The 20,971-nt window shown below is 73.3% G+C and carries 20 protein-coding genes; 10 read left to right on the top strand and 10 right to left on the bottom strand.

From position 1 onward, the window contains the following. Nucleotides 1–3: 3 nt before the first annotated feature. The 5 genes from ACFS27_RS23525 (at nucleotide 4) to ACFS27_RS23505 (ending at nucleotide 5,942) form a co-directional block, all read left to right on the top strand. Nucleotides 4–1,257: a glycoside hydrolase 5 family protein gene (locus ACFS27_RS23525; RefSeq protein WP_377188339.1), complete on the top strand. Its 1,254-nt coding sequence runs from the start codon at nucleotides 4–6 to the stop codon at nucleotides 1,255–1,257. Nucleotides 1,258–1,264: 7 nt separating this feature from the next. Beyond that, nucleotides 1,265–2,869, top strand: a complete 1,605-nt coding sequence (locus ACFS27_RS23520) for an N-acyl-D-amino-acid deacylase family protein (protein ID WP_377188336.1) — start codon at nucleotides 1,265–1,267, stop codon at nucleotides 2,867–2,869. Between the two features lie 66 nt (nucleotides 2,870–2,935). Continuing rightward, nucleotides 2,936–3,646, top strand: coding sequence for a GntR family transcriptional regulator (locus tag ACFS27_RS23515; protein WP_377188333.1), 711 nt, complete (start codon nucleotides 2,936–2,938; stop codon nucleotides 3,644–3,646). A 2-nt stretch (nucleotides 3,647–3,648) separates the two neighbouring features. Continuing rightward, nucleotides 3,649–4,683: a 1-aminocyclopropane-1-carboxylate deaminase gene (locus ACFS27_RS23510; RefSeq protein ID WP_377188330.1), complete on the top strand. Its 1,035-nt coding sequence runs from the start codon at nucleotides 3,649–3,651 to the stop codon at nucleotides 4,681–4,683. A 47-nt stretch (nucleotides 4,684–4,730) separates the two neighbouring features. Then, on the top strand, nucleotides 4,731–5,942 hold the full coding sequence (locus ACFS27_RS23505) for a winged helix DNA-binding domain-containing protein (RefSeq protein WP_377188327.1): 1,212 nt from the start codon (nucleotides 4,731–4,733) through the stop codon (nucleotides 5,940–5,942). Nucleotides 5,943–6,013: 71 nt separating this feature from the next. Here ACFS27_RS23505 and ACFS27_RS23500 read toward each other — a convergent pair whose 3' ends face one another. The 4 genes from ACFS27_RS23500 to ACFS27_RS23485 are packed head-to-tail and all read right to left on the bottom strand — an operon-like array spanning nucleotide 6,014 to nucleotide 9,996. After that, nucleotides 6,014–7,018 carry a S1C family serine protease gene (locus tag ACFS27_RS23500; RefSeq protein WP_377188324.1) on the bottom strand — a complete coding sequence of 335 codons (1,005 nt, stop codon included), beginning with the start codon at nucleotides 7,016–7,018 and terminating at the stop codon, nucleotides 6,014–6,016. Between the two features lie 22 nt (nucleotides 7,019–7,040). Then, the gene (locus ACFS27_RS23495; protein ID WP_377188321.1) at nucleotides 7,041–8,039 is read right to left on the bottom strand and encodes a VWA domain-containing protein; all 999 of its coding nucleotides are present in this window, start codon (nucleotides 8,037–8,039) and stop codon (nucleotides 7,041–7,043) included. After that, nucleotides 8,036–8,953, bottom strand: a complete 918-nt coding sequence (locus tag ACFS27_RS23490) for a DUF58 domain-containing protein (RefSeq protein ID WP_377188318.1) — start codon at nucleotides 8,951–8,953, stop codon at nucleotides 8,036–8,038. Before ACFS27_RS23490 ends, ACFS27_RS23495 begins: the two co-directional genes overlap by 4 nt. Continuing rightward, on the bottom strand, nucleotides 8,950–9,996 hold the full coding sequence (locus ACFS27_RS23485; RefSeq protein WP_377188315.1) for an AAA family ATPase: 1,047 nt from the start codon (nucleotides 9,994–9,996) through the stop codon (nucleotides 8,950–8,952). The genes ACFS27_RS23490 and ACFS27_RS23485 overlap by 4 nt, the downstream gene beginning before the upstream one ends. Before the next feature lie 126 nt (nucleotides 9,997–10,122). On the opposite strand from ACFS27_RS23485, the gene ACFS27_RS23480 reads away from it, so the two are divergent. Next, nucleotides 10,123–10,839: a response regulator transcription factor gene (locus ACFS27_RS23480; protein ID WP_377188312.1), complete on the top strand. Its 717-nt coding sequence runs from the start codon at nucleotides 10,123–10,125 to the stop codon at nucleotides 10,837–10,839. Continuing rightward, nucleotides 10,836–12,122 (top strand): sensor histidine kinase, encoded by a 1,287-nt coding sequence (locus tag ACFS27_RS23475; protein ID WP_377188309.1) that lies wholly within the window; start codon nucleotides 10,836–10,838, stop codon nucleotides 12,120–12,122. Before ACFS27_RS23480 ends, ACFS27_RS23475 begins: the two co-directional genes overlap by 4 nt. A gap of 54 nt (nucleotides 12,123–12,176) precedes the next feature. Here the strand turns inward: ACFS27_RS23475 and ACFS27_RS23470 are convergent, their stop codons facing one another. Then, nucleotides 12,177–13,121 (bottom strand): LysR family transcriptional regulator, encoded by a 945-nt coding sequence (locus ACFS27_RS23470; protein WP_377188306.1) that lies wholly within the window; start codon nucleotides 13,119–13,121, stop codon nucleotides 12,177–12,179. Nucleotides 13,122–13,192: 71 nt separating this feature from the next. Between ACFS27_RS23470 and ACFS27_RS23465 the strand changes: the two genes are divergently transcribed. Together ACFS27_RS23465 and ACFS27_RS23460 are read left to right on the top strand one after the other, a co-directional pair. Beyond that, nucleotides 13,193–14,125, top strand: coding sequence for an EamA family transporter (locus ACFS27_RS23465; RefSeq protein WP_377188303.1), 933 nt, complete (start codon nucleotides 13,193–13,195; stop codon nucleotides 14,123–14,125). A 46-nt stretch (nucleotides 14,126–14,171) separates the two neighbouring features. Next, nucleotides 14,172–14,582 carry a DoxX family protein gene (locus tag ACFS27_RS23460; RefSeq protein WP_377188300.1) on the top strand — a complete coding sequence of 137 codons (411 nt, stop codon included), beginning with the start codon at nucleotides 14,172–14,174 and terminating at the stop codon, nucleotides 14,580–14,582. 54 nt (nucleotides 14,583–14,636) lie between these two features. On the opposite strand, the gene ACFS27_RS23455 is transcribed toward ACFS27_RS23460, so the two are convergent. From ACFS27_RS23455 to ACFS27_RS23445, 3 genes are all read right to left on the bottom strand, one after another. Beyond that, a complete protein-coding gene (locus tag ACFS27_RS23455; RefSeq protein WP_377191146.1) occupies nucleotides 14,637–15,872 on the bottom strand; it encodes an MFS transporter in 1,236 nt (411 codons plus the stop codon). An 82-nt stretch (nucleotides 15,873–15,954) separates the two neighbouring features. Then, a complete protein-coding gene (locus tag ACFS27_RS23450; protein WP_377188298.1) occupies nucleotides 15,955–17,214 on the bottom strand; it encodes an MFS transporter in 1,260 nt (419 codons plus the stop codon). Further along, entirely contained in the window at nucleotides 17,211–18,404 is a 1,194-nt protein-coding gene (locus ACFS27_RS23445; RefSeq protein WP_377188295.1) for a Bcr/CflA family efflux MFS transporter, read from the bottom strand. Before ACFS27_RS23445 ends, ACFS27_RS23450 begins: the two co-directional genes overlap by 4 nt. Before the next feature lie 85 nt (nucleotides 18,405–18,489). Between ACFS27_RS23445 and ACFS27_RS23440 the strand changes: the two genes are divergently transcribed. After that, nucleotides 18,490–19,053, top strand: a complete 564-nt coding sequence (locus ACFS27_RS23440) for a CGNR zinc finger domain-containing protein (RefSeq protein ID WP_377188292.1) — start codon at nucleotides 18,490–18,492, stop codon at nucleotides 19,051–19,053. Between the two features lie 104 nt (nucleotides 19,054–19,157). Here ACFS27_RS23440 and ACFS27_RS23435 read toward each other — a convergent pair whose 3' ends face one another. Both ACFS27_RS23435 and ACFS27_RS23430 read right to left on the bottom strand, forming a co-directional pair. Next, the gene (locus ACFS27_RS23435; protein WP_377188289.1) at nucleotides 19,158–20,201 is read right to left on the bottom strand and encodes a phosphotransferase enzyme family protein; all 1,044 of its coding nucleotides are present in this window, start codon (nucleotides 20,199–20,201) and stop codon (nucleotides 19,158–19,160) included. Between the two features lie 283 nt (nucleotides 20,202–20,484). Further along, nucleotides 20,485–20,958, bottom strand: coding sequence for a MarR family winged helix-turn-helix transcriptional regulator (locus ACFS27_RS23430; RefSeq protein WP_377188286.1), 474 nt, complete (start codon nucleotides 20,956–20,958; stop codon nucleotides 20,485–20,487). Nucleotides 20,959–20,971: the final 13 nt, after the last annotated feature.

Below are 20,971 nucleotides of genomic sequence, written 5' to 3'. Positions count from 1 at the left end.
GACTTGAACACGAACTCACCGCGCTTCGGCGTCAACTACACGCCGTCGAAGGACTGGATGTTCCAGTGGATGGCGATCGAGCCCGACGCCGTGCGTGCGGACTTCGAGGCGATCGCGGGCCTCGGCGTCGACCACGTCCGCGTCTTCCCGCTCTGGCCCGTGCTGCAGCCCAACCGCACCCTCGTCCGGCGCCGGGCCCTCGACGACATCGCCCTGGTGACCGACCTCGCCGGCGAGTTCGGGCTCGACGTCGCCGTCGACGTCATCCAGGGGCACATGTCGGGGTTCGACTTCGTGCCCGCCTGGCTCGTGAACTGGCACGCCGGGAACATGTTCACCGACCAGCCGGCGATCGACGCGCAGGCGGCGCTCGTCGCTGCGGTCTACGACGCCGTACGCGACCGGCCCAACTTCATGGGACTGACGCTCGGCAACGAGCTCAACCAGTTCCAGCGGCCGAACCCGGCGGCCATGCCCGCCAAGCCCGCCGAGGTCACCCACTGGCTCCGCTCGCTGCTCGACGCCCCGCGCGACCGCGACCCGCTGCACGTGATCGTGCACAGCGAGAACGACCACCTCTGGTACCGGGACGAGCACCCGTTCCAGCCGGTGCACGCCTCGCGGCTCGGTGACATGACCACCGCGCACTCCTGGATCTTCAACGGCACGGCCGCGACCTACGGGGCGCTGTCGCCGCAGTCGGTGCGGCACGCCGAGTGGCTGATGGAGCTGTCGAAGGCCTTCGCGACGGACCTCCGGCGGCCGGTCTGGCTGCAAGAGGTCGGCGCGCCCTCGATGAACCTCGCGGAGGCGGAGATGCCCGAGTTCTGCGAGCGCACCATCGAGGCGGCGCTCACCACCGAGGACCTGTTCGCGATCACCTGGTGGTGCTCGCACGACGTGACGCGCGACCTCGGTGACTACAAGGACCTCGAGTACTCGCTCGGCCTGCTCGACGTCGACAACCAGGTCAAGCCACTCGGCCGGCGCTTCGCCGAGGTGGTCGCAGCGGCGCGGCGCGACGCCGGGCGCGCGAGCGTGCCGGTCCGCGACGTCGCCGTCGTGGTCGACGTCGACGCGGACGACGTGCCGCGCTCCCGGGCCGCACTGGGGCCGGGTGGGGCGGTCTTCGAGCGCTGGCACGCGCTGCGCGAGGACGGGGTCGCCCTCGCCGTCGTGACGAGCGCGACCGCAGCGGACCCGGCGGCGCTCGAGGCTCGCGGCATCCGCGAGCTCGTCCGTGTCGACCCGCGCTGAGGCCCGGATGAGCGACGAGCTGCTGCTGCGCGGCGGCCTGATCGTCGACGGCAGCGGGCAGGATCCCGTGCTGGGCGACGTGCTGGTGCGTGCAGGGCGGATCGTCGGCGTGGGCGGGCGGATCGACGCGGCCGGCGCGCGGGTGGTCGACGCCGACGGGCTGGCCGTCGCGCCCGGCTTCGTCGACATGCACGCCCACTCCGACCTCGCGGTCCTCGCCGACGGCGACCACCGCGCCAAGGTCTCGCAGGGCGTGACCACCGAGGTGGTGGGGCAGGACGGGCTCTCGTACGCGCCCGTCACCGACGCGACGATGGCCACGGTGCGCGAGCAGATCGCGGGCTGGAACGGCACCCCGGCAGAGGTCGACCTCGCCTGGCGGTCGGTGGCCGGGTACCTCGCGGAGATCGACCGCCGCGGCAGCGCGACGAACGTCGCCTACCTGCTGCCGCAGGGGACCATCCGGATGAACGTCATCGGCACGGGCGACCGGCCGGCCTCCGCGACCGACCTCGTCGCCATGCGTGCGCAGGTGGACCAGGGTATGCGGGAGGGCGCGTTCGGTCTGTCGTCGGGGCTCACCTACGTGCCCGGCGCGTTCGCGAGCACCGACGAGCTCGTCGCGCTGGCCGAGGTGGTCGCGCGGCACGGCGGCTTCTACGCGCCGCACCAGCGGTCCTACGGCGCGGGCGCGCTGGACGCCTACGCCGAGATGGTCGACGTCGCGCGGCGGGCCCGGTGCGCGCTGCACCTCACGCACGCGACCATGAACTTTCCTGAGAACCGTGGACGGGCCGGCGAGCTGCTGGCACTGGTCGACCGGGCGCTCGCCGACGGCGTCGACATCACCCTCGACTCCTACCCGTACCTGCCCGGCTCGACGACGCTGTCGGCGCTGCTCCCGAGCCGCGCGGCGGTCGGCGGGCCCGAGGCGACGCTCGCGCGGCTGCGCGACGCGGGGGAGCGGGAACGGATCGCGCACCAGGTCGAGGTGGTCGGCAGTGACGGCTGCCACGGCGTGCCCGTCGACTGGGCCACCATCGAGATCGCCGGGGTGCGCGACCCGGCGCTCGGCGACCGGGTGGGCCGCACCGTGGCCCGGATCGCGACGGACGAACGGCGGCGGCCCGCCGAGGTCTTCTTCGACCTGCTGGTCGACGACCGGCTCGGCACGAGCATCCTGCAGCACGTCGGCGACGAGCAGAACGTCCGCGAGATCATGCGCCACCGTCGGCACACCGGGGGCAGCGACGGGATCCTCGTCGGCGCCAAGCCCCATCCCCGCGCCCACGGCACCTTCCCGCGCTACCTCGGGCGCTACGTCCGTGAGGAGGGCGTGCTGTCGCTCGCGGAGATGATCGTCCACCTCGCCGCCCGGCCCGCCGCACGGCTCGGCCTGCACGACCGGGGCCGGATCGCCGAGGGCTTCGTGGCCGACGTCGTCGTCCTCGATCCCGCGACCGTCGCCGACCGCGCGACGCCGGACGAGCCGCGGCTGACGGCCGCGGGCATCCCGTGGGTCCTGGTGGGTGGGACCCCCGTGATCGAGGACGGCGAGCGCACCGGCTCGCGGCCCGGCGGGGCGCTGCGGCACAGGTCGCGGTCGCGCTGACGGCGGAGCCCGCCCGTGTGGGCCTGCCGCTTGCCAGAACACCGCACACTCTATGTAATATATTGCATGCCCATTCCCCTGAGCGCGCCCCCGATCGGCCGCCGTCTTCTGCGTGACGACGTCTACGCCCGCCTCCGCGACGCCATCGTCGACGGCAGCTTCGCGCCGGGCGAGCAGCTGCGCGACGGCGATCTCGCGGCCTGGCTCGGCGTCAGCCGCACGCCGGTGCGCGAGGCGCTGCTGCGTCTGGCCGAGGCCGGCCTGGTCGTGGCCCGACCCGGCAGCTCGACGACGGTGAGCTCGCTGGACCTGCGGGACGTGCGCGGCGCCCGCGACGTCGTCGCGGCGATGCACGAGGTCGCCGTACGGGAGGCGGTGCGGAGCCTCACGGAGGCCGACCTCGATGCGATGCGCGCGGCCAACCGCGAGTTCCGCGCGGCGATCGAGGCGGGCGACGTCGAGGCGGCGCTGCGTGCCGACGACGCGCTGCACGACGTACCGGTGGCCGTGGCGGCGAACCGGGCCCTGGCGTCGGTGCTCGACCAGTTCACGCCGGTGCTGCGCCGCGCGGAACGTCTGCGGTTCTCCTCGCTGGGCGGTCGCGCGTCGTTCGCCCGGCACGACGAGCTGATCCGGCTGTGTGCCGCCGGGGACGCGGACCAGGCGGCGGCTGTCGCCTTCGACACCTGGTACACCCTGCCCACCGACGAGCCCACCGACGAGCCCACCGACGAGCCCACCGACGAGCCCACCGACCAGCCGGTCGACGAGGAGTAACCATGGCCCTGTCCGACTTCCCCCGCCACCCCCTGACCTTCGGGCCGAGCCCCGTCCATCCGCTGCCGCGGCTGACCGCCCACCTCGGCGGTGCCGCGGTCTGGGCCAAGCGCGAGGACTGCAATGCGGGCCTCGCCTACGGCGGCAACAAGACCCGCAAGCTGGAGTACATCGTCCCCGACGCCCTCGCGCAGGGCGCCGACACGCTCGTGTCGATCGGCGGGTACCAGTCCAACCACACGCGCCAGGTCGCCGCGGTGGCCGCGTCGCTGGGCCTGAAGGCGGTGCTGGTTCAGGAGAACTGGGTCGACTGGCCGGACTCCGTCGCCGACCGCGTCGGCAACATCATGCTCAGCCGGATCATGGGCGCGGAGGTCCGGCTCGACCCGGCGGGCTTCGGCATCGGGTTCAAGGACTCCTGGACGCGGGCGATCGACGACGTCAAGGAGCGCGGTGGCACGCCCTATGCGATCCCTGCGGGTGCTTCCGACCACCGCCTCGGCGGTCTCGGGTTCGCGCACTGGGCGTACGAGGTCCAGCAGCAGGAGCGTGACCTGGGGGTCTTCTTCGACACGATCGTCGTGTGCGCGGTCACCGGATCGACCCTCGCCGGCATGATCGCCGGCTTCGCCGCACTGGAGGAGGCCGGCGGCCGGCCCCGCCGGGTGATCGGGATCGACGCCAGCGCGAAGCTGGACGACACCCGCGACCAGGTGGCCCGGATCGCGCGCGCCACGGCAGAGCTCATCGGCGTCGGGCGGCCGCTGCGCGACGACGAGATCACGGTGCTGCCCGGCTGGGCCGGGGACAAGTACGGGATCCCGGTGGAGTCGACGCTCGACGCGATCCGGCTCACGGGCCGGCTCGAGGGCGTCATCATCGACCCCGTCTACGAGGGCAAGTCGATGGCCGGGCTGATCGACCTCGTCACCAGCGGCGAGATCCCCGCCGACGCCCAGGTGCTCTACGCCCACCTGGGCGGCCAGCCGGCCCTGAACGCGTACAGCGGCCTGTTCACGGAGACCTGGGCCGGCTGACGTCGGGCCGCCGGACGTGGGGCCGGGCCTCGCCTTAGCCTGGGACGGTGACCGAGCGGGTCCCGGTGTCCGACGTCGTCGCCCGTCGCCTGGCCGCCCAGCACCTCACCGAGCGGCTGGGCGAGGACGCGCTGCCCGACGCCGCTGCGGACTGCGGCATCCAGAACAGTCCGCCCGGGTCGGCTCTGCTGGCCCTGCACGCCAGGGTGCGGGGAGCGACCCGGGAGGCGGTCGACCACGCCGTCGCCGAGCGGAAGAGCCTGCTGCAGACCTGGTCCGTGCGGGGTGCGCCGTTCTACGTCCCCACTGCGGACGCGGCGACCTTCACCACGGGCGTGCTGCCGCCGTCCGATGAGGCGCTGCGCCGCTTCCTGCCCGGGGTGGCGCCGGCGCTCGATGCGCTCGGCCTGAGCCTGACCGAGGCAGCCGAGCTGACCCGCACGGAGATTCGCGAGGTCCTGGCCGGACGCCGGCTCGCCGTCCAGGAGCTGGGCGCGGAGCTCGCCGGGCGGGTCGCGGGCCGGCTCACCGCGAAGCAGCGCCGCCGGTGGACGGCGGAAGGCCCCTACGCCGCAGGGCAGCCGCTGGGGGAGGGGGTGGTCCACTTCTGCCTGCGGGTCCTGACGCTGCAGGGCGTCGTGTGCTTCGCGCCGCGCTCCGGCAACAAGGCGCCGTTCGTCCTGGTCGACGAGTGGCTGGGCCACCCGCTGCCGGACGTCGACCCCACGACCGCACGCGCGGAGCTGCTGCGCCGCTACCTGCACTGCTACGGACCGTCGACCCGTGCGGGCTTCGCGGCGTGGACCGGCCTCCAGGTCCGCGACACCGACTCGTGGTGGGACGCGGTCGAGGGCGAGCTGACGCCGGTACGGCTCACGGACGCGGACAGCGACCGGGGCAGCACGGCATGGATCCGGACGGCCGATCTCGACACGCTGCGGTCGCCGCCGTCCCCGACGGGCGTGCGCCTGCTCCCGCCCCGCGACCCCTACACCCAGCTGCACGACCGCGAGTCGATCCTCGACCAGCGGTGGCACCGCGAGGTGTGGAAGACCGTCGGCGAGCCGGGCACGCTGCTCGTCGACGGCGTGATCGCCGGGATCTGGCGCCCTCGCAAGAGCGGCCGGCGGCTCGCTCTCGCCGTCACGACGTTCGCCTCGCTCGCCGAGCCGCACCGCCGGGCGCTGCACGCCGAGGCCGAGCAGGTGGCGCCGCTCCGCGGCGCGTCGTCGGTCACCGTGGAGCACGCGACCTTCTGACCCGTCTGGTGGCGACGTGAGGTCGGCAGCAGGCTGCCGACCTCGCGCCAGACTGCCGACCCGACCTCGGGTCACGCCCTCGCGATGATGCGGCCGGCGACCTCCGCCGCACGGTCGATCGGCACGGCGAAGCCGATCCCGATGTTCCCCGAGCTGCCAACGGTGGCGATGGCGGTGTTGATGCCGACCACCTGGCCGCGCAGGTCGACCAGCGGCCCGCCCGAGTTGCCCTGGTTGATCGACGCGTCGGTCTGGATCATCGGTCCGGGATAGTTGCCGGAGCTGCGGTCGACGGCGCTGACCACGCCCGCCGTGACGCTGCCCGTGAGCCCGAGCGGCGATCCGACGGCGATGACCGGCTGGCCGATCTGCAGCCCGGCACTGCGGCCGAGGGCGGCTGCGGGGACGCTGCCGAGGTCCGCCTCGACCACGGCGATGTCGTTGCGCTCGTCGGAACCGAGCACGCGGCCGGTCACCGAGCTCCCGTCGTCGAGCAGGAGCTCGACCGTCTCGCTGCCCACGACGACGTGCCCGTTCGTGACCACATGGTTGCCGTCGATGACGACGCCCGACCCGCCGCGTGATCCGGCTCGGACCTGGACGACGCTGGGCAGGGCGCGCTGGGCGGCGCTCGCCGTCGTCGTCGTGCCGGTGCCCTGGTCCACCACCGCCGGTGCCGCGGCCTCCTCCTGGGCGAGACCCAGACCGGTGACCAGGCCCGTCGTGGCCGACCCGAGCAGGGCGCCAAGGGCCAGCGCCGTGGCCATCGTCAGCAACGGGCGCGGCCGGCGGCCCGTCGCAGGGGGCAGGGACCCGGGCTCGAGGGACGGCGGCCCGGCCGGGGCGAGGGGTCCCCGTCCTGCCAGCGGGACAGCCTGCGGGACAGCCTGCGGGACAGCCTGCGGGCCGGCCGTCGGGACGGCCGGCAGGACAGGTGGCGGGGCCAGCAGGCCCCTGGCGGGTTCGGGCAGCGGCGGCGGTGGGGCGGCGGGCGCGCCGACGACGAAGTGGCGCGGGCCGGCGGGCCGGCCCATCCCGGTCGGTGAACCATTGAGCAACGGGTCGGGGTTCTGCAAGGGAACGCTCCTTCGAAAGGTGTCAGACCAACCGGGAGAACCAGCGCAGGGACAGGGCGGTGGCGGTGATCGCGAGCGCCAGACCGATCAGGACCAGGGCGGTGGTGACGAGGGTGGTCTCGGTGCGCCAGCCGATGGCGGAGCCGATGTCCTCGTAGACCTGGTCCAGCTCGGTGCCGCTCTCGGCGCGGTAGAAGTGGCCGTCGGTCTCGTCGGCGAGCCTCTGCAGGATGTCGTCGTCGGCGGGCACGGACCGGGCGCCGAGCCCGTTGCCGAGGACGCCGTCGGGGGTGCCGTAGGCGATGGTGGAGATCGGCATCTGGGCCTCCAGCGCTTCCGGTATCGCGTCCGCGGGGCTGCGTCCGGCGGTGTTGAACCCGTCGGAGAGCAGGACCAGCCGGGCCGGGATCGGTTCGGTGCCTGCGTCGTCGGTGGTCTCGTTCGGCGCGGTCGTGCTGTCCGACGTCGTGCCGCTCGTGGCCGCCTGGCGCACGACCTCCTCTGCGGCGGAGAACACGGCTTCGCCGATGGCGGTGCCGCCGCCGGCCTCGAGGGCGTCGATGGAGCTCTCGACGAGCACGCGGTCGTCGGTCACGGGGGCGACCAGCTCTGCCCGGCCGGAGAACGCCACCACCCCCACCTGGACGGTCTCCGGGAGCTCGTTGACGAACTGCACGGCGGCCTCCTTGGCGGCGGTCAGCCGGTCCGGGGGCACGTCCTGCGCCTCCATCGAGCCCGACACGTCGATGGCGACGATGACCGTCGCTCGCTCGTACGGCACGCGCAGCCGCATCTGGGGTCCTGCCGCCGCCGTGGCGAACGTCCCGAGCGCGAGCAGGACCAGGGCCGTGGCCAGGTGACGTCGCCAGCGCGGACGGGCGGGGGCCACCCGGTCGAGCATCGGCAGGGTGGCGAAGCGGACGGCGTACCGGGTGCGGCGGCGCTGCATCAGGACGTAGGCGAGCGCGAGGGCCGCGACGGGGACGAGGGCGAGCAGGTACAGGGGGTCGGTGAAGGTCATGGTGTCCTCCGGGTGCGGCGGGCGGCGGCGCGGCGCCGGTCTCTGACGAACCGGGCGAGCACCGCCGCCCAGTCCTGGTCGGTGCTCACGCGCAGGTGCTCGGCGCGGCAGGCGCGCACGGCTGCGGCGGTCTGGTCGCGGTGCTGGGCGGCGACGGTGGCGTAGGCGAGCCGCAGCTCGGGGTCGGAGGTGGAGATCTCGCGCTGCAGCCCGGTCTCCGGGTCGATGAACACTGCCTCGCCGACGTCGGGGAGCTCTCGCTCGCGCGGGTCGTCCACCTCGACGACGATCACGTCGTGCCGGGCGGTCAGCCGGCGGAGGGCTGCCTCCCACTCGAAGGGGCGCTCGACCTCGCCGGCCGGGGTGACCAGGTCGGTGACGACGACGCACAGTCCGCGGCGCCGGGCGCGTGCGCCGAGCCCCCGCAGGGCGTCGGACAGCGGGACCTGGGGGCTGCCCGCCCGGCCGGCCGGGTCGAGCCGGGACAGCGTGGCCGCCGCGGCACGCCCGGGGCGGGGGGAGATCCAGCGCAGGCCGGCCTCGTCGAGCAGGCCGATGCCCACCCGGTTGCCCGGCGCGGCGGTGAGCAGGCCGACGGCGGCAGCGACCTGCTCCGCGACGTCGACCTTCTCGGTCAGGGCGGTGCCGAAGGCCATGCTGGGGCTGCGGTCCACCAGGAGCCAGGTGTCCAGCTCGTGCTGGGCACGGGTGCGCCAGAGGTGCGGCTCGCCGGTGCGGGCGGTGACGTTCCAGTCGATGCGCCGCACGTCCTGGCCGGCGCGGTACTGCGTGAGCTCCTCCGGGTCGGAACCGGGACCGAGCGCGTGCCCGTCGACGTCGCCCTGCAGCAGCCCGTCCACGCGGCGTCGGACCGTGAGCTCGAGCCGGCGGAACCTGCGCGCGGACTCGTTCATCGAACGACCACCTCCTCCTCGGCCGGCGCCACGCGCGGCTGCGGCACGGCCGCAAGGACCGCCTCGATCACCGTGCGGGGGTCGACGCCGTCGGCCGCCGCGTCGAACGTGAGCACGAGCCGGTGGCCGAGGGTGTCACCCGCCAGGTCGACCAGGTCGGCCGGCAGCACGTAGTCACGCCCGCGCATGAGGGCCAGCGACCGTCCTGCGGCGATGAGGCCGAGGCTGCCGCGCGCGCTGACGCCGTACTCCAGCACGCCGTCGAGGTGGTGCAGGCCGTACTGGTGGGGCTTGCGGGTGGCCATCACCACCGCGACGGCGTACTGCGCCACGGCGTGGTGGACGAACACCTGGTCGGCCTCCCGCTGGAGCTGGCGGACCATCGCGGGGTCGAGCAGCGGCTCGGCACGCGGAGGAGCCGCGCTCATGCGCTGCACGATCGTCAGCTCCTCCAGCTCGTCGGCATGGTCGACGTCGATCTTGAGCAGGAACCGGTCGCGCTGGGCCTCCGGCAGGGCGTAGACGCCGTCGCTCTCGATCGGGTTCTGGGTCGCGAGGACGAGGAAGGGGTCGGGCAGGGCGTAGGTGCGCCCGCCGATGCTGACCTGTCCCTCCGCCATGGCCTCCAGCAGCGCGGACTGGACCTTCGCGGGGGCGCGGTTGATCTCGTCGGCGAGGACGAGGTTGGCGAACACCGGGCCGAGCTCGACGTCGAAGTCCTCGCGGGAGGTCTTCCAGACACGGGTACCGACGATGTCGGACGGCATGAGGTCCGGCGTGAACTGCAGGCGGGCGAAGGAGCCTCCTGCCACGGTGGCCAGCGTGCGCACCGCGAGCGTCTTGGCGACACCCGGAACGCCTTCGAGGAGCACGTGACCGCGGGACAGGAGGCCGACCATGATGCGTTCGACCATGTGGTCCTGGCCCACGATCACTCGTTTGACCTCGATCAGCGCCCGTTCGAGCAAGGCGGCGGCCGGGCGGAGCGGCGGGTGCGTGGCGACGGCGGGGATGTCCTGGGTGGCGGGTCTGCGCTGTTCCATCGGCTCTTCCATGACACAGACTTCAGCCCACACGAGAGAAAACTGCGGGAAACCCGAGCGAAAGCCGACCGAAAGGGGGACTGGCAGAGCCTGTCGGTCCCGGCGCCGGACGGTTACCGTGCTGCTGTGCGGCTGCTGATCGTGGAGGACGAGGCGGGCCTGGTGAGTGCCCTGCAGGTGGCACTGCGCCGCGAGGGCTACGCCGTCGACCAGGCGCGCACCTGCGCCGCCGCGAGGGACAAGCTGAGCCTCAACCCGTACGACGTCGTGCTGCTCGACGTGACCCTGCCCGACGGGACGGGCTTCGACCTGACCCGGCAGATCCGCGCCGGTCAGATCCCCCTCGCGGAGGGCGACCCGCCGCGCATCCTCATGCTGACCGCGCGCGGCCGCCTGACCGACCGGGTCACCGGCCTGGACGTCGGCGCCGACGACTACCTGGTCAAGCCGTTCGCGATCATCGAGCTGTCCGCCCGCATCCGTGCGCTCCTGCGCCGCGAGACACGGGAGACCGCTGCGGTGCTCGTGCACGGGCCCATCCGGCTCGACGCCGCCCGGCAGCTGGCGTGGCGCGGCGCCCGCGAGCTGGCGCTGACCCGCAAGGAGTTCGCCGTGCTGCGCTACCTGATGAACCGGCCCGCCTACGTGGTGCCCGCCGAGGAGCTGCTCGAGCACGTGTGGGACGAGAACGCCGACCCGTTCACCCAGACCGTCCGCGTCACGGTCGGCACCCTGCGGCGCAAGCTGACCGTCGACGGCGAGGAGCCGGCGCTCGAGACCGTCATCGGCCGCGGGTACCGGCTGCGCGAGCTGCCCGTCGGCGTCGAGGGCGTCCTCACATGACCTTCCGGGGCCTCCCCGGCTGGGCGCGCACCGTGCGCATGCGCCTGGCCCTGACCTACTCGGCGACGCTCTTCGGGATCACCGCGCTCATCCTTGCCGGCATCTACTTCGCGCTGTCCCAGAGCATCGTCGCGGCGCCCCTCGACCCCGTCACGGTCAAACGGTTCGAGAAGAAGTCCGACGGCAGCATCGCCTACAAGTCCGGCGAGCACTTCCAGGCGGCCGACCTCGACACCGTGCAGCAGGCCGTGAACTACAGCGCGCTGCAGACCCTTCGGGACTACTCCGCGGTGGCGCTCGCGGTGATGTTCCTGCTCAGCGTCGTCGTCGGCTGGTGGGTGTCCGGCCGGGCGCTGCGGCCGGTCGAGGCGATCACGCGCACCGCCCAGGAGATCGGGGCGACCGACCTGTCCCGGCGGATCGGCGCGACCGGTCCGCGCGACGAGCTGCGCACCCTCGCCGACACGATCGACGGGATGCTCGACCGCCTCGACCGGGCGTTCAGCGCCGAACGCCGCCTGATCGAGGACGTGTCCCACGAGCTGCGCAACCCCGTGATGGTGGTGCAGGCGAACGTCGAGGCGGTGCTCGGCAACGAGCAGGCCGACCGGGCGCAGCGGGCCGAGGCGACCGCCGTCGTGCTGGGCGCGACCAGCCGGATGTCCCGCCTCCTGGAGGACCTGCTCGCGACGGCGCGGTTCCGGTCGGAGGCCTTCGCGGACCGGGAGGTCGACCTCGCCGCGCTGGCCGAGGGCGCCGTGCGCGAGAACCGGGCGGTCGCCGAGCGGCGGGGCGTGGCGATCGTCGAACGGACCCATCCCGGCCCTGTCGCCTACGGTGACGCGAACGCGCTGGGCCGGGCGGTCGACAACCTGCTGTCCAACGCGGTGCGGCTCGCGCCCGAGAGCAGCGCGATCACCGTGGGGGTGGGCAGCAGGCAGGGCTGGGCCTGGATCGCCGTGGCGGACGAGGGCCCTGGTGTGCCGCCAGAGGCGCGGGACCGGATCTTCGACCGGTTCTACCGCGGCGACAACGGGAACGGGGCCGCTGCCGGGTCGGCCGACGGCGCGGAGCCGGCTGCCGGGTACGCCGAGCGGCCGGACGGCTCCGGGCTGGGGCTGGCGATCGCCCGGCAGGTCGCCGAGAGCCACGACGGGCACCTGCAGCACACCGACCACGGGGCGAGCGGCAGCACCTTCACGGTCTGGCTCCCGGACCGCACGCTTGACCGTGCGACCGAACGCGGTGACACGCCGCCCACCGGCGACCCGCTCGGGTCCTGACCGCCGGCCCGGAGTGCGGCCCGGAGTGCGGCTCGGGGCGCCGGCACAGGACCGTCATCGGCCCGCGACGGCCCGGCCCGCCGCCCGCAACGCGTCCAGCACCGTCCTGACGGCGAGCCGTTCGGCCCGGTCGGGCCGCAGGATGGCGACGATCCACCGCGCGGCGTCCATGCCGTGCACCGGCCGCAGGACGATTCCGGCGCCGGGCGTGGTGCTGAACCGGGGGAGCACGGCCACCCGGTCGCCCGCCGCGACGAGCGCCTCGATCAGCCGGTTGTCGCGCAGCCGCTGGACCACCCGGACCGGAGTACCGGTCGCTGTCTCGACGGCGATGCGCAGGTCGTCGAACGGGTAGCCGAGCGGCACGCCGTACCACTCGTGGAGCACCAGGTCCTGAGCCGTGACCCGCGCCTTGGTCGCCAGCACGTGGTCGGCCCGCATGGCGATGTCGAGCGGCTCGCGGAGCAGGGCCGCAGTGACCAGGTGTCCAGCTCCGGCGGGCACGGGCCCGGTGAAGCTGTGCCCGACGACGACGTCGTGGTCGGCGACCATCCCCGGATACTCCGACTCGGCGATGTCGATGTCGGTGCACTCCAGGTCCACCGCCGTGCCCGCGAGCCGGCCCAGCACGCCGGGCAGCAGGACCGTCGCGGCGCTCGGCAGCGCCGCCAGCCGCACGGTGCCGGACGCCGAGCCCAGGTACGCGTCCCATCGGGCCTGCACCTGGGCGATCGTCCGCGCGAGGTCGCGACCGCCGTCGGCCAGGAGCCTGCCCGCCTCGGTGAGCCGCACGCCCCGGCCGTGCGGCTCCACCAGCGGGATCCCGCCCAGCTCACGCTGCGCCGTGCGGAGCTGCTGCGACACGGCCGACGGCGTCCGATGGGTCGCCTCGGCGACCGCCGTCACGGAGCGCCGGTCGGCGAGCTCGCGGAGCAGGTCGAGGTGACGAGGGTCCATGCGGGACAGGTCGTGACCGCGACGGCGAGGTTCCACATCCATGAAGTCAACCTACAAGGACCTGTAGAAGGTTTCGCTTGTCCTTCAGAGCCGCCGCCGCACAGACTCGGGCCATGCCGATCTCGCACCGCCTGCTCGCCGTGTCCGTCGCGGTCATGTGGGGTCTCAACTTCATCGCCATCGACGCCTCGCTCGGTCAGTTCCCGCCGTTCCTGCTCGTGGCGCTCCGGTTCGCGATCATCGCCGTCCCCACCCTGCTCCTCGTACCGCGTCCGCAGGTGTCGGTGCGCTGGCTGCTCGGGTACGGCATCGGCTTCGGCACCCTGCAGTTCCTGTTCCTGTACTGGGGCATGGCCGTCGGGATGCCGACCGGGCTGGCGTCGCTGGTGCTGCAGTCGTCGGCGCCGTTCACCGTGCTGCTCGGTGCGGTCGCGTTCCGGGACCGGGTGTCCGCACGGCAGCTGGTGGGGCTGGGCGTGGCGACGCTGGGCCTGGCAGTGGTCGGCTGGTCCCAGGCGCAGGCCGCCGCGTTCGCACCGTTCCTGCTCGTGCTGGCCGGCGGGTTCGGCTGGGCGATCGGCAACGTGTCCAACGCGCGGGCCAGGGCAGCCAACCCGCTCCACCTCACGCTGTGGATGTCGGTGGTGCCGCCCGTGCCGATGTTCGCACTGTCCCTGGTGGTGGAAGGGCCGGATGTGATCGCCGCGGCGTTCGTACCCGGACCGCACCTGGTCCCGGCGCTGGTCGGGCTGGCCTACACGGTGCTGATCGGGACGCTCGTCGGATCCGGGATCTGGACGTGGCTCATGGCCCGGCACCCCGCAGGCGTCGTCGCGCCGTTCTCGATGCTGGTCCCCGTGGTGGGACTCAGCGCTTCGGCGGTCCTGCTGGGCGAGGACGTCGAGCCGGCGACCGCGGTCGGTGCAGCGCTCGTGATCGGCGGCGTGCTCTGGGGTGCGCTGCGCAAGGTCACCGCTCCGACCTCGCTCGGAACCGAGGAAGCTCCGGCCCCGCCGCCCTCGACGCGCGAGACCGTCGGGTCATAAAGTGTGAAGAAAGCGTGAGCACATACGTCCTCGACCGGAGGCGACCATGGATGTCGTACTGCTGATTGCCCGAGTGCTCTTCGTCGCACTCTTCCTCGGAAGCGCCCTCGGCCACCTGACCCAGACGGACAGCATGGCCGGATACGCGGCCTCCCGAGGCGTACCGATGGCCAAGCCGGCAACGCTCGTCACCGGCGTGCTGATGCTCCTCGGCGGACTGTCCGTCCTGCTCGGCGTCTGGGGAGACCTGGGTGCGCTGCTCCTCGTCGTCTTTCTCCTCCCGACGGCGTTCATGATGCACGGGTTCTGGCGCGAGACCGACCCGACGGCCAAGCAGATGGAGATGATCCAGTTCAACAAGGACATGGCGCTCGCAGGCGCGGCGCTCGCGTTCTTCTGGGTGTTCAGCCAGGAACCTGGCCTGACCATCACGGGCCCGCTGTTCTCCATCGGCTGACCAGCAGACGACGGAGCGTTCCCCGGCAGGCAGGACCTGCCACCGGGGCAGGGGTCAGGCCTCCTCCTCCAGGTCCTCCGGGTTCGGCAGCCCCGCCAGGAACCGGAACGACAGGAGCGCGATCAGTGTCGCGAGGCCGCCGGCGATCAGGAACGGCGCTCGCAGGTCGATCCGGCCCAGCAGCCCGCCCAGCAACGAGCCGAGCGGCATCGTGCCCCAGAGCAGCGTGCGCCAGGTGCCGTGGACCCGGCCGAGCAGGCGGCTCGGGACGGCGGCCTGGCGCAGCGACATGACCAGGATGTTCCACGCGGTCGTGCCGCCGGCCGACAACAGGTAGCCGAAGGCGACCACGCCGAGCACGGGGACCGCGCCCATCAGCACCAGCGACGCCAGCGACAGGGTCTGGGCCACGGCCATCACGGGCCCGGCGCCGAACCGCACCTTGAGCCGGTCGGCGAGCGCCGCTGCGCAGAGCGAGCCGACGGCGCCGGCCAGGATGAACGCCCCGTACCAGGCCTCGGGCAGCCCGAGCCGGTTCAGCACGTAGAGCACCATCGTCGCCGTGGCGGCGGAGAAGCACAGGGCGATCGCCACGCTGATGATCCAGAGCGTGCGCAGCATCGGGTTGCCGACGATGTAGCGAAAGCCGTCGGTGAACTGCCGGTACCAGGCGCTGCGTGGCTCGCCGGTCGGGTCGGTGTGGTGGGCGCCGGCGGCCGCGTAGGGGAGGAGCAGGGCCATGACGCCGGCGACGGCGTACGTCAGCACGTTGATGCCGAGCGGCACCACCACCGAGACCGCGAACAGCGCCGACGTCAGCGGACCGGACAGGAACCGCTCGACGACGATCTCGCCCGCCTCGACCTGCGAGTTCGCCCGTGGCAGGTCGGGCCGGTCGACGACCGACGGCAGGACGGCGCGGAGCGCGCCGTCGTACACGGTCTCGAACGCCCCGTACGTGAACATGACGACGTAGAGCCACCAGACGGTCAGCGTGTCGGTGGCGAACAGGACCAGGAGCAGGGCCGCGAGCAGGGTCCGGACCCCGTTGGCGAGTGCCATGGCGCGCCGCCGGTCGATCCGGTCCAGCAGGATCCCGGCCGGGATGGAGAAGATCAGCCACGGCAGCATCGATACCGCCGCGATGCCGGAGACGAGCAGCGGGTCGTCGGTCAGCCGTGCGGCGAGCAGGGGAGCCGCCACCTTCGCGATGCCGTCGCCGAGGCTCGAGCTGACGTTGGCCACGACGACATTCCTCAACGCCCGCCCGAGGGGCTGCCTGTTCCTCACCACACGCGGAGCCTACGGTGGGCTCGCGGACGAGTCCGTCACGGTCTGCTGTCGGGAGAAGCCTGCCGGGTCCCGGCGCCGGTCACGGGCGCCTGGCCTGCGGCGGCAGGGCCTTCGCGACGAGCACGAGGCCCACGCAGGCGACGAGCGCGACCACCGCGGTGACGACCCAGGGCAGCTCGGGGTCCACGGTGAAGGTGGCGGCGAAGACCCCGGGGGCGGCGATGTTGGCGATGGCGAAGCTGTACTGGAACCACGAGAGGTAGGTGCTGCGCTGCCCGGCCGGCGCGGCGTCGGCGGCGTAGGCGATCGAGCGCGGCCCGTGCAGGAGCTCGGCCACGGAGTAGACGAGGACCGACAGCACCAGGCCCGGCACGATCAGCGTCGCGGGAGCAGCGATCCCGAGCGCCGCCGTGTACAGCCCCCAGACGCACCAGATGAGTCCGGCCACGACCATCACGCGGACCCGCGAGTACCGGCGGGTGAGGCGCACCGCCGGTGCCTGCCCGAACGCGCTGAGCACCGTGTTGATCGCGAGCAGCGGGCCGACGACGGCGGCGGGCCCGGCCAGGCCGTCGACGACGTACACCCCGAGCCCGGACCCGAGGATGGTGCTGCAGAAGGCGAACAGTGCCCCGACGCCGATGAGGCCGAGGTAGGGCCAGGAGGGGATGCGATGGGCCCGGATCGGTGCGGCCGGTGTCGCGGCAGGAGTCTCGGTGTGCTCCTGACGGTTCGGCCGGTAGCCCAGGAGCAGGAGCGCGGAGACCGCGAAGCAGGCGGCGTTGGTGCCGACGGCCAGCAGGTAGGGCAGGTCGCCCGGGATGAGGAGCAGCGCGCCCGCCGTCAGCGCGCCGAGCGCGTAGCCTGTGTTCTGCACCATGTTGGTCAGCGCGAACCAGCGGTCCTTGTCGTCGGCAGGCCCGGAGTCGGAGGCGTCGGCGATGACGGCGAAGACGGACGACCAGAAGGCTCGCTGGCCGATCGCGGCGACCAGGGTGCAGGCGGCGACCGCCGGAAGGTCGCGGGCGACGAGCAGCCCGGCGAGACCGGCCGCCTGGAGGACCTGCGCGGCGAGCAGGACGTTCCGGCCACCGGTCCGGGTCACCACCTGGCCGACGATCGCTGGCACGACCAGCGCGACGGCGAACGTGGCCGAGAGCGTGAGCCCGGCCTGCGCCAGGGGAAGGTCGGCGACCCGGGTCAGGAACAGCAGCAGGAGCGGCCCGCTGATCCCGGTACCGATCGAGTCCACCCCCAGCGCGACCGCGAGCGGGACGTGGCGACGAAGTCCGGGCAGGTCGAACATGGTGCGGGTCTCCTGACGGGTCGGACGGGTCACGGTCGGTCTCGGACGAACATCAGGACTGCCGCCGTCGTCCCGACGACGGCCGTGGCGGCCAGGACGGCCGCTGTCGGTGTGGCGTCCCGGAGCCCGATCGCGCCCGCGACGGGCGCGACGAGACCGGCTGCCGCGAAGGTGCTGAAGCCGTAGACGGAGGTTGCGGTACCGGCCTGCGCGGACTGGTCGCGCAGCGCGCGGCCGGCCGCACCGGCGAAGCAGCCGCCGCACCCCATGACGAAGAGCCACAGGCACCCGAGCAGGCCAGCGATGCCCGCGCCGGCGTGCTGAAGGGGGACGATCGCGATCGCCGCGACGGCGGTGAGGGCGGCGAACCCGGCGAGCACCGGTGCGTGGGGCCGACGCCGGTGCAGCACCGCGCTCGTCTGGACACCGACGACAAGACCGAGCGAGTTCGCGAGGAACACGATAGCGAACTGCGTCGGCGAGATGCCGTGGACGCCCTGGAGCAGGAGCGGCGACGCGGCGACGTAGGCGTAGACGCCCGCGTAGGTCATCGCGCCGAGCAGCGTCGCGATGCGGAACCCGGGGTCGCGCAGGACGGCGAGCGCGCGCGAGAGCGGGGACCGGTCGTCGCTGCCGAGGGTGCGGCGCGTCTCCGGGACGGCAGCGGCCGTCACGGCCAGGACCAGGGCGGCGAAGACGCCGAGAACCGCGAAGATCCCACGCCAGCCGACCAGCGGGAGCAGGGCCGCCCCCGCGACCGGCGCGAGCAGCGGGACCGTCGTCGTGACGAGCGTGATGCGGGAGACGAGCCGGACGAGCGCCGGCCCGTCGCTCACGTCGCGCGCTATGGCGAGGACGAGCACCGAGCTGCCTGCGGCGGCAACGCCCTGGATCACGCGCAGGGCGGTGAGGGCCTCGATCGTCGGCGCCACCGCGCACGCGAAGGTGACCACCACGTGCAGCGACGTCGCGACCAGGAGCGGCCGACGGCGGCCCACCCGGTCGCTCCACGCCCCGGTGACCAGGTTCCCGAGCGCGAGGCCGACCGTCATGCCGGCGAGGGTCAGCTGGACTGCGCCGTCGTCCGCGCCGAACTGCCGCTGCAGGGCGGGGAACGCCGGGAGATAGAGGTCGATCGACAGCGGGCCGAGCGTCGTGAGCAGACCGAGTACGACCACCAGCAGCCCCGCCTGCCGCACCGTGTCCGCGCGAGCCGTCGTCATCGTGCCTCCGTACACCATCGTCGGACGTTAGCCGGTGTCATGGTGGTCGATGACACCGCACCGGTCAAGTGATTACGCTGGTGTCATGGAGCTTGCCGAGAACGACTTCGACACGTGGGCGCCACCTGCCGCCACGGTCGTGCGCGACTTCGTCAACAGCTACGAGCCGCAGGAGGACGCGGAGAGCCTCGACAGCGCGACGGCCCTGCGGGACTGGTTCGCGGTGCGCGGCCTCGCCCCGACGAGCGCTCGCACGACGGCGGACGACGTCGCTGCCGCCCGCCGTATCCGGGAAGGACTGCGCGCCGTCCTGCTGACCCATGCCGGGCACGACGCCGATCCGGCCGCCCGCCGGGAGCTCGACGCCGAGCTCGGCCGCATCCCGCTGCGCGCCACGTTCGACGCCGACGGCGGGATCCGGCTCGAGGGATCCGGCACCGGGTTCGAGCGGGGCATCGCGGGGGTGCTCGACGCCGTCCGCCGGTGCGAGGCGGCCGGCGACTGGGAGCGGCTCAAGGTCTGTGCCCGCGACACGTGCCGCTGGGCGTTCTACGACGCCTCCCGCAACCACGCCAGGCGCTGGTGCTCGATGTCCGGCTGCGGCAACTACGTCAAGATGCGCCGTCGCGCGGCGGTCCGCACGGTGTGAGCCGTCCTGGTCCACGGGTCGGGGGCCGAATGCAGACCTGGTTGCTCTGCCGCCCGACGAACGTAGGTATGGTCGCTCTCTGAGGGCTCAAGGAGCGATCAAGCCTACGTTCGACGCCGGGCCGGGGTGGCCGGGCCGAGGTGGGTGTGGAGGAGGCGGGCCGTTTCCTGGCGGCGTACCCAGAAGTCGTCGAGGTCCGCCCGGAACCGGCCGGTTCCGGCGTAGCGTGCGCTCACCGGGTAGGTGCTGCGGGCGAGCTGGACGAACGCGCACGCCTCGGCCTGGACGACGTCGGCCTCCGTTGCCGCGGGGTTCGCCGTGGCGTAGGCGTCCAGCACCGTCGCCGAGAGCGCCTGGCCGTTCGGCGAGAGCGCGACCTCCGGGCCGAAGGCGATGCGGCCCAGCTCGTAGGCGATCAGGTGCGGGGCAGCGTTGGCGAAGTCGACCACCGCGACGAGCCGGTCGCCGTCGAACAGGAGGTTCGGTGCCGCGAAGTCACCGTGCACCCACTGCCGGGTGAGCGGCGGACAGGTCGTGAGCAGCCGGTCGAGGGTGGGGAGCCAGCCGCGGCGTTCGGCCAGCGCGGCCAGCGCGACCCGGTCGAACCTGTCCGGGTCGTCGCCCCGCTCGCGGACCAGGGCCTCGGCTCGTTCCCAGCCGGTCACGACTGCCCCGTCGTCCCAGCGCAGCCAGTCCTCCTCGACGGCGGTGACCGCGACGGGCGGGGGAGCGAGAGCGGCGAAGGCCTGGTGCAGCCGGCCCAGAGCGGTGCCGAGCTGTGCGGCCTGGCTGGGGCTGACGGGTGCGGACAGCGTCCGCCCGGGGAGCCACTCCGCCACCGAGACGACCAGGCCCTCGACCGGGATCGCATGGCCCCCGTGTCGCGCTGCGCGCGGTCGGGCCACGCGAACCCCGTTGCGTGCGGCGACGTCCGTCAGCGCGGCTGCGGCGTCGACGCGCTCGGCAGAGGTCCGGTCCTCGACCTTGACGAAGTGCCGCGCGGTTCCGCTGTCCAGCGCGAAGGCGATGGACTGCTCCCCGGCGGGCACGCGGGTCCATGAGCCGGTCAGTCCGTGCTCCCGTGCCACCGCCGAGACGACGTCGCGCGCCCGGCCCGCCGCGCCGTCGCCGCCGAGGGCCTCGGCCACGGGCCGCTCTGCTCTGTGCAACACAACCCCCTCGCGCTGTCAGCCTCCCTCGCGCCGTCAGCGTCTCGGCTGTTGCCGAACGTAGGCGCCGTCGCTCTCTCTGAGGGTCGAACGTAGACATCGTCGCTCTATCGCCGGACGAACGTAGACATTGTCGCTCTCTGAGGGTCGAAAGAGCGACCAAACCTACGTTCGACGCCCGAACGTCCGAACGCCCCGGCGCCCGACGCCCGGCGCCCGGCGCCCGGCGCCGGCGTCCCGGCGTCGGCGGGGTCCGGGCGCGTTACGGGTCTGTCGGCTCCGACGCCAGGCGGGTGTTGATCGTGCCCATGATCTCGGCCAGCGCGTCGAGCTGTTCCGGCGTGAGCGCGTCGATGACGAGCCGCCGCACGGTGGCGATGTGGCCGGGGACGGAGTGGATCAGCTCACGCCGGCCCTCGCTCGTCAGGCGCACGTTGGTGGCGCGGCGGTCCTCCGGGCAGGGGGAGCGCTCGATGAGCCCGCGCTTCTCCAGGCGCCCGCAGACGTGGGAGAGGCGCGGCAGCGTCGCGACGGTGGCCTCGGCGAGCGCGGTCATGCGCATCGTCGGCTCCGGGCTGAGCTGCAGCCTCGACAGCACGACGAACTCGAAGTGCGTCAGCCCGGAGTCACGCTGGAGCTGGCGGTCGAGCGCGGCCGGCAGCAGCTGGAGGGTGGCGGTGAGGCCCAGCCAGGCCGCCGACTCCTGATCGTTCATCCGGGGTACGCGTTGCTTCACGAGCCCATCCTAC

This window comes from Promicromonospora vindobonensis (assembly GCF_042685865.1).
GTDB classification, from domain to species: Bacteria; Actinomycetota; Actinomycetes; order Actinomycetales; family Cellulomonadaceae; genus Promicromonospora; species Promicromonospora vindobonensis.
This window is presented reverse-complemented; position numbering and strand designations above follow the sequence as displayed.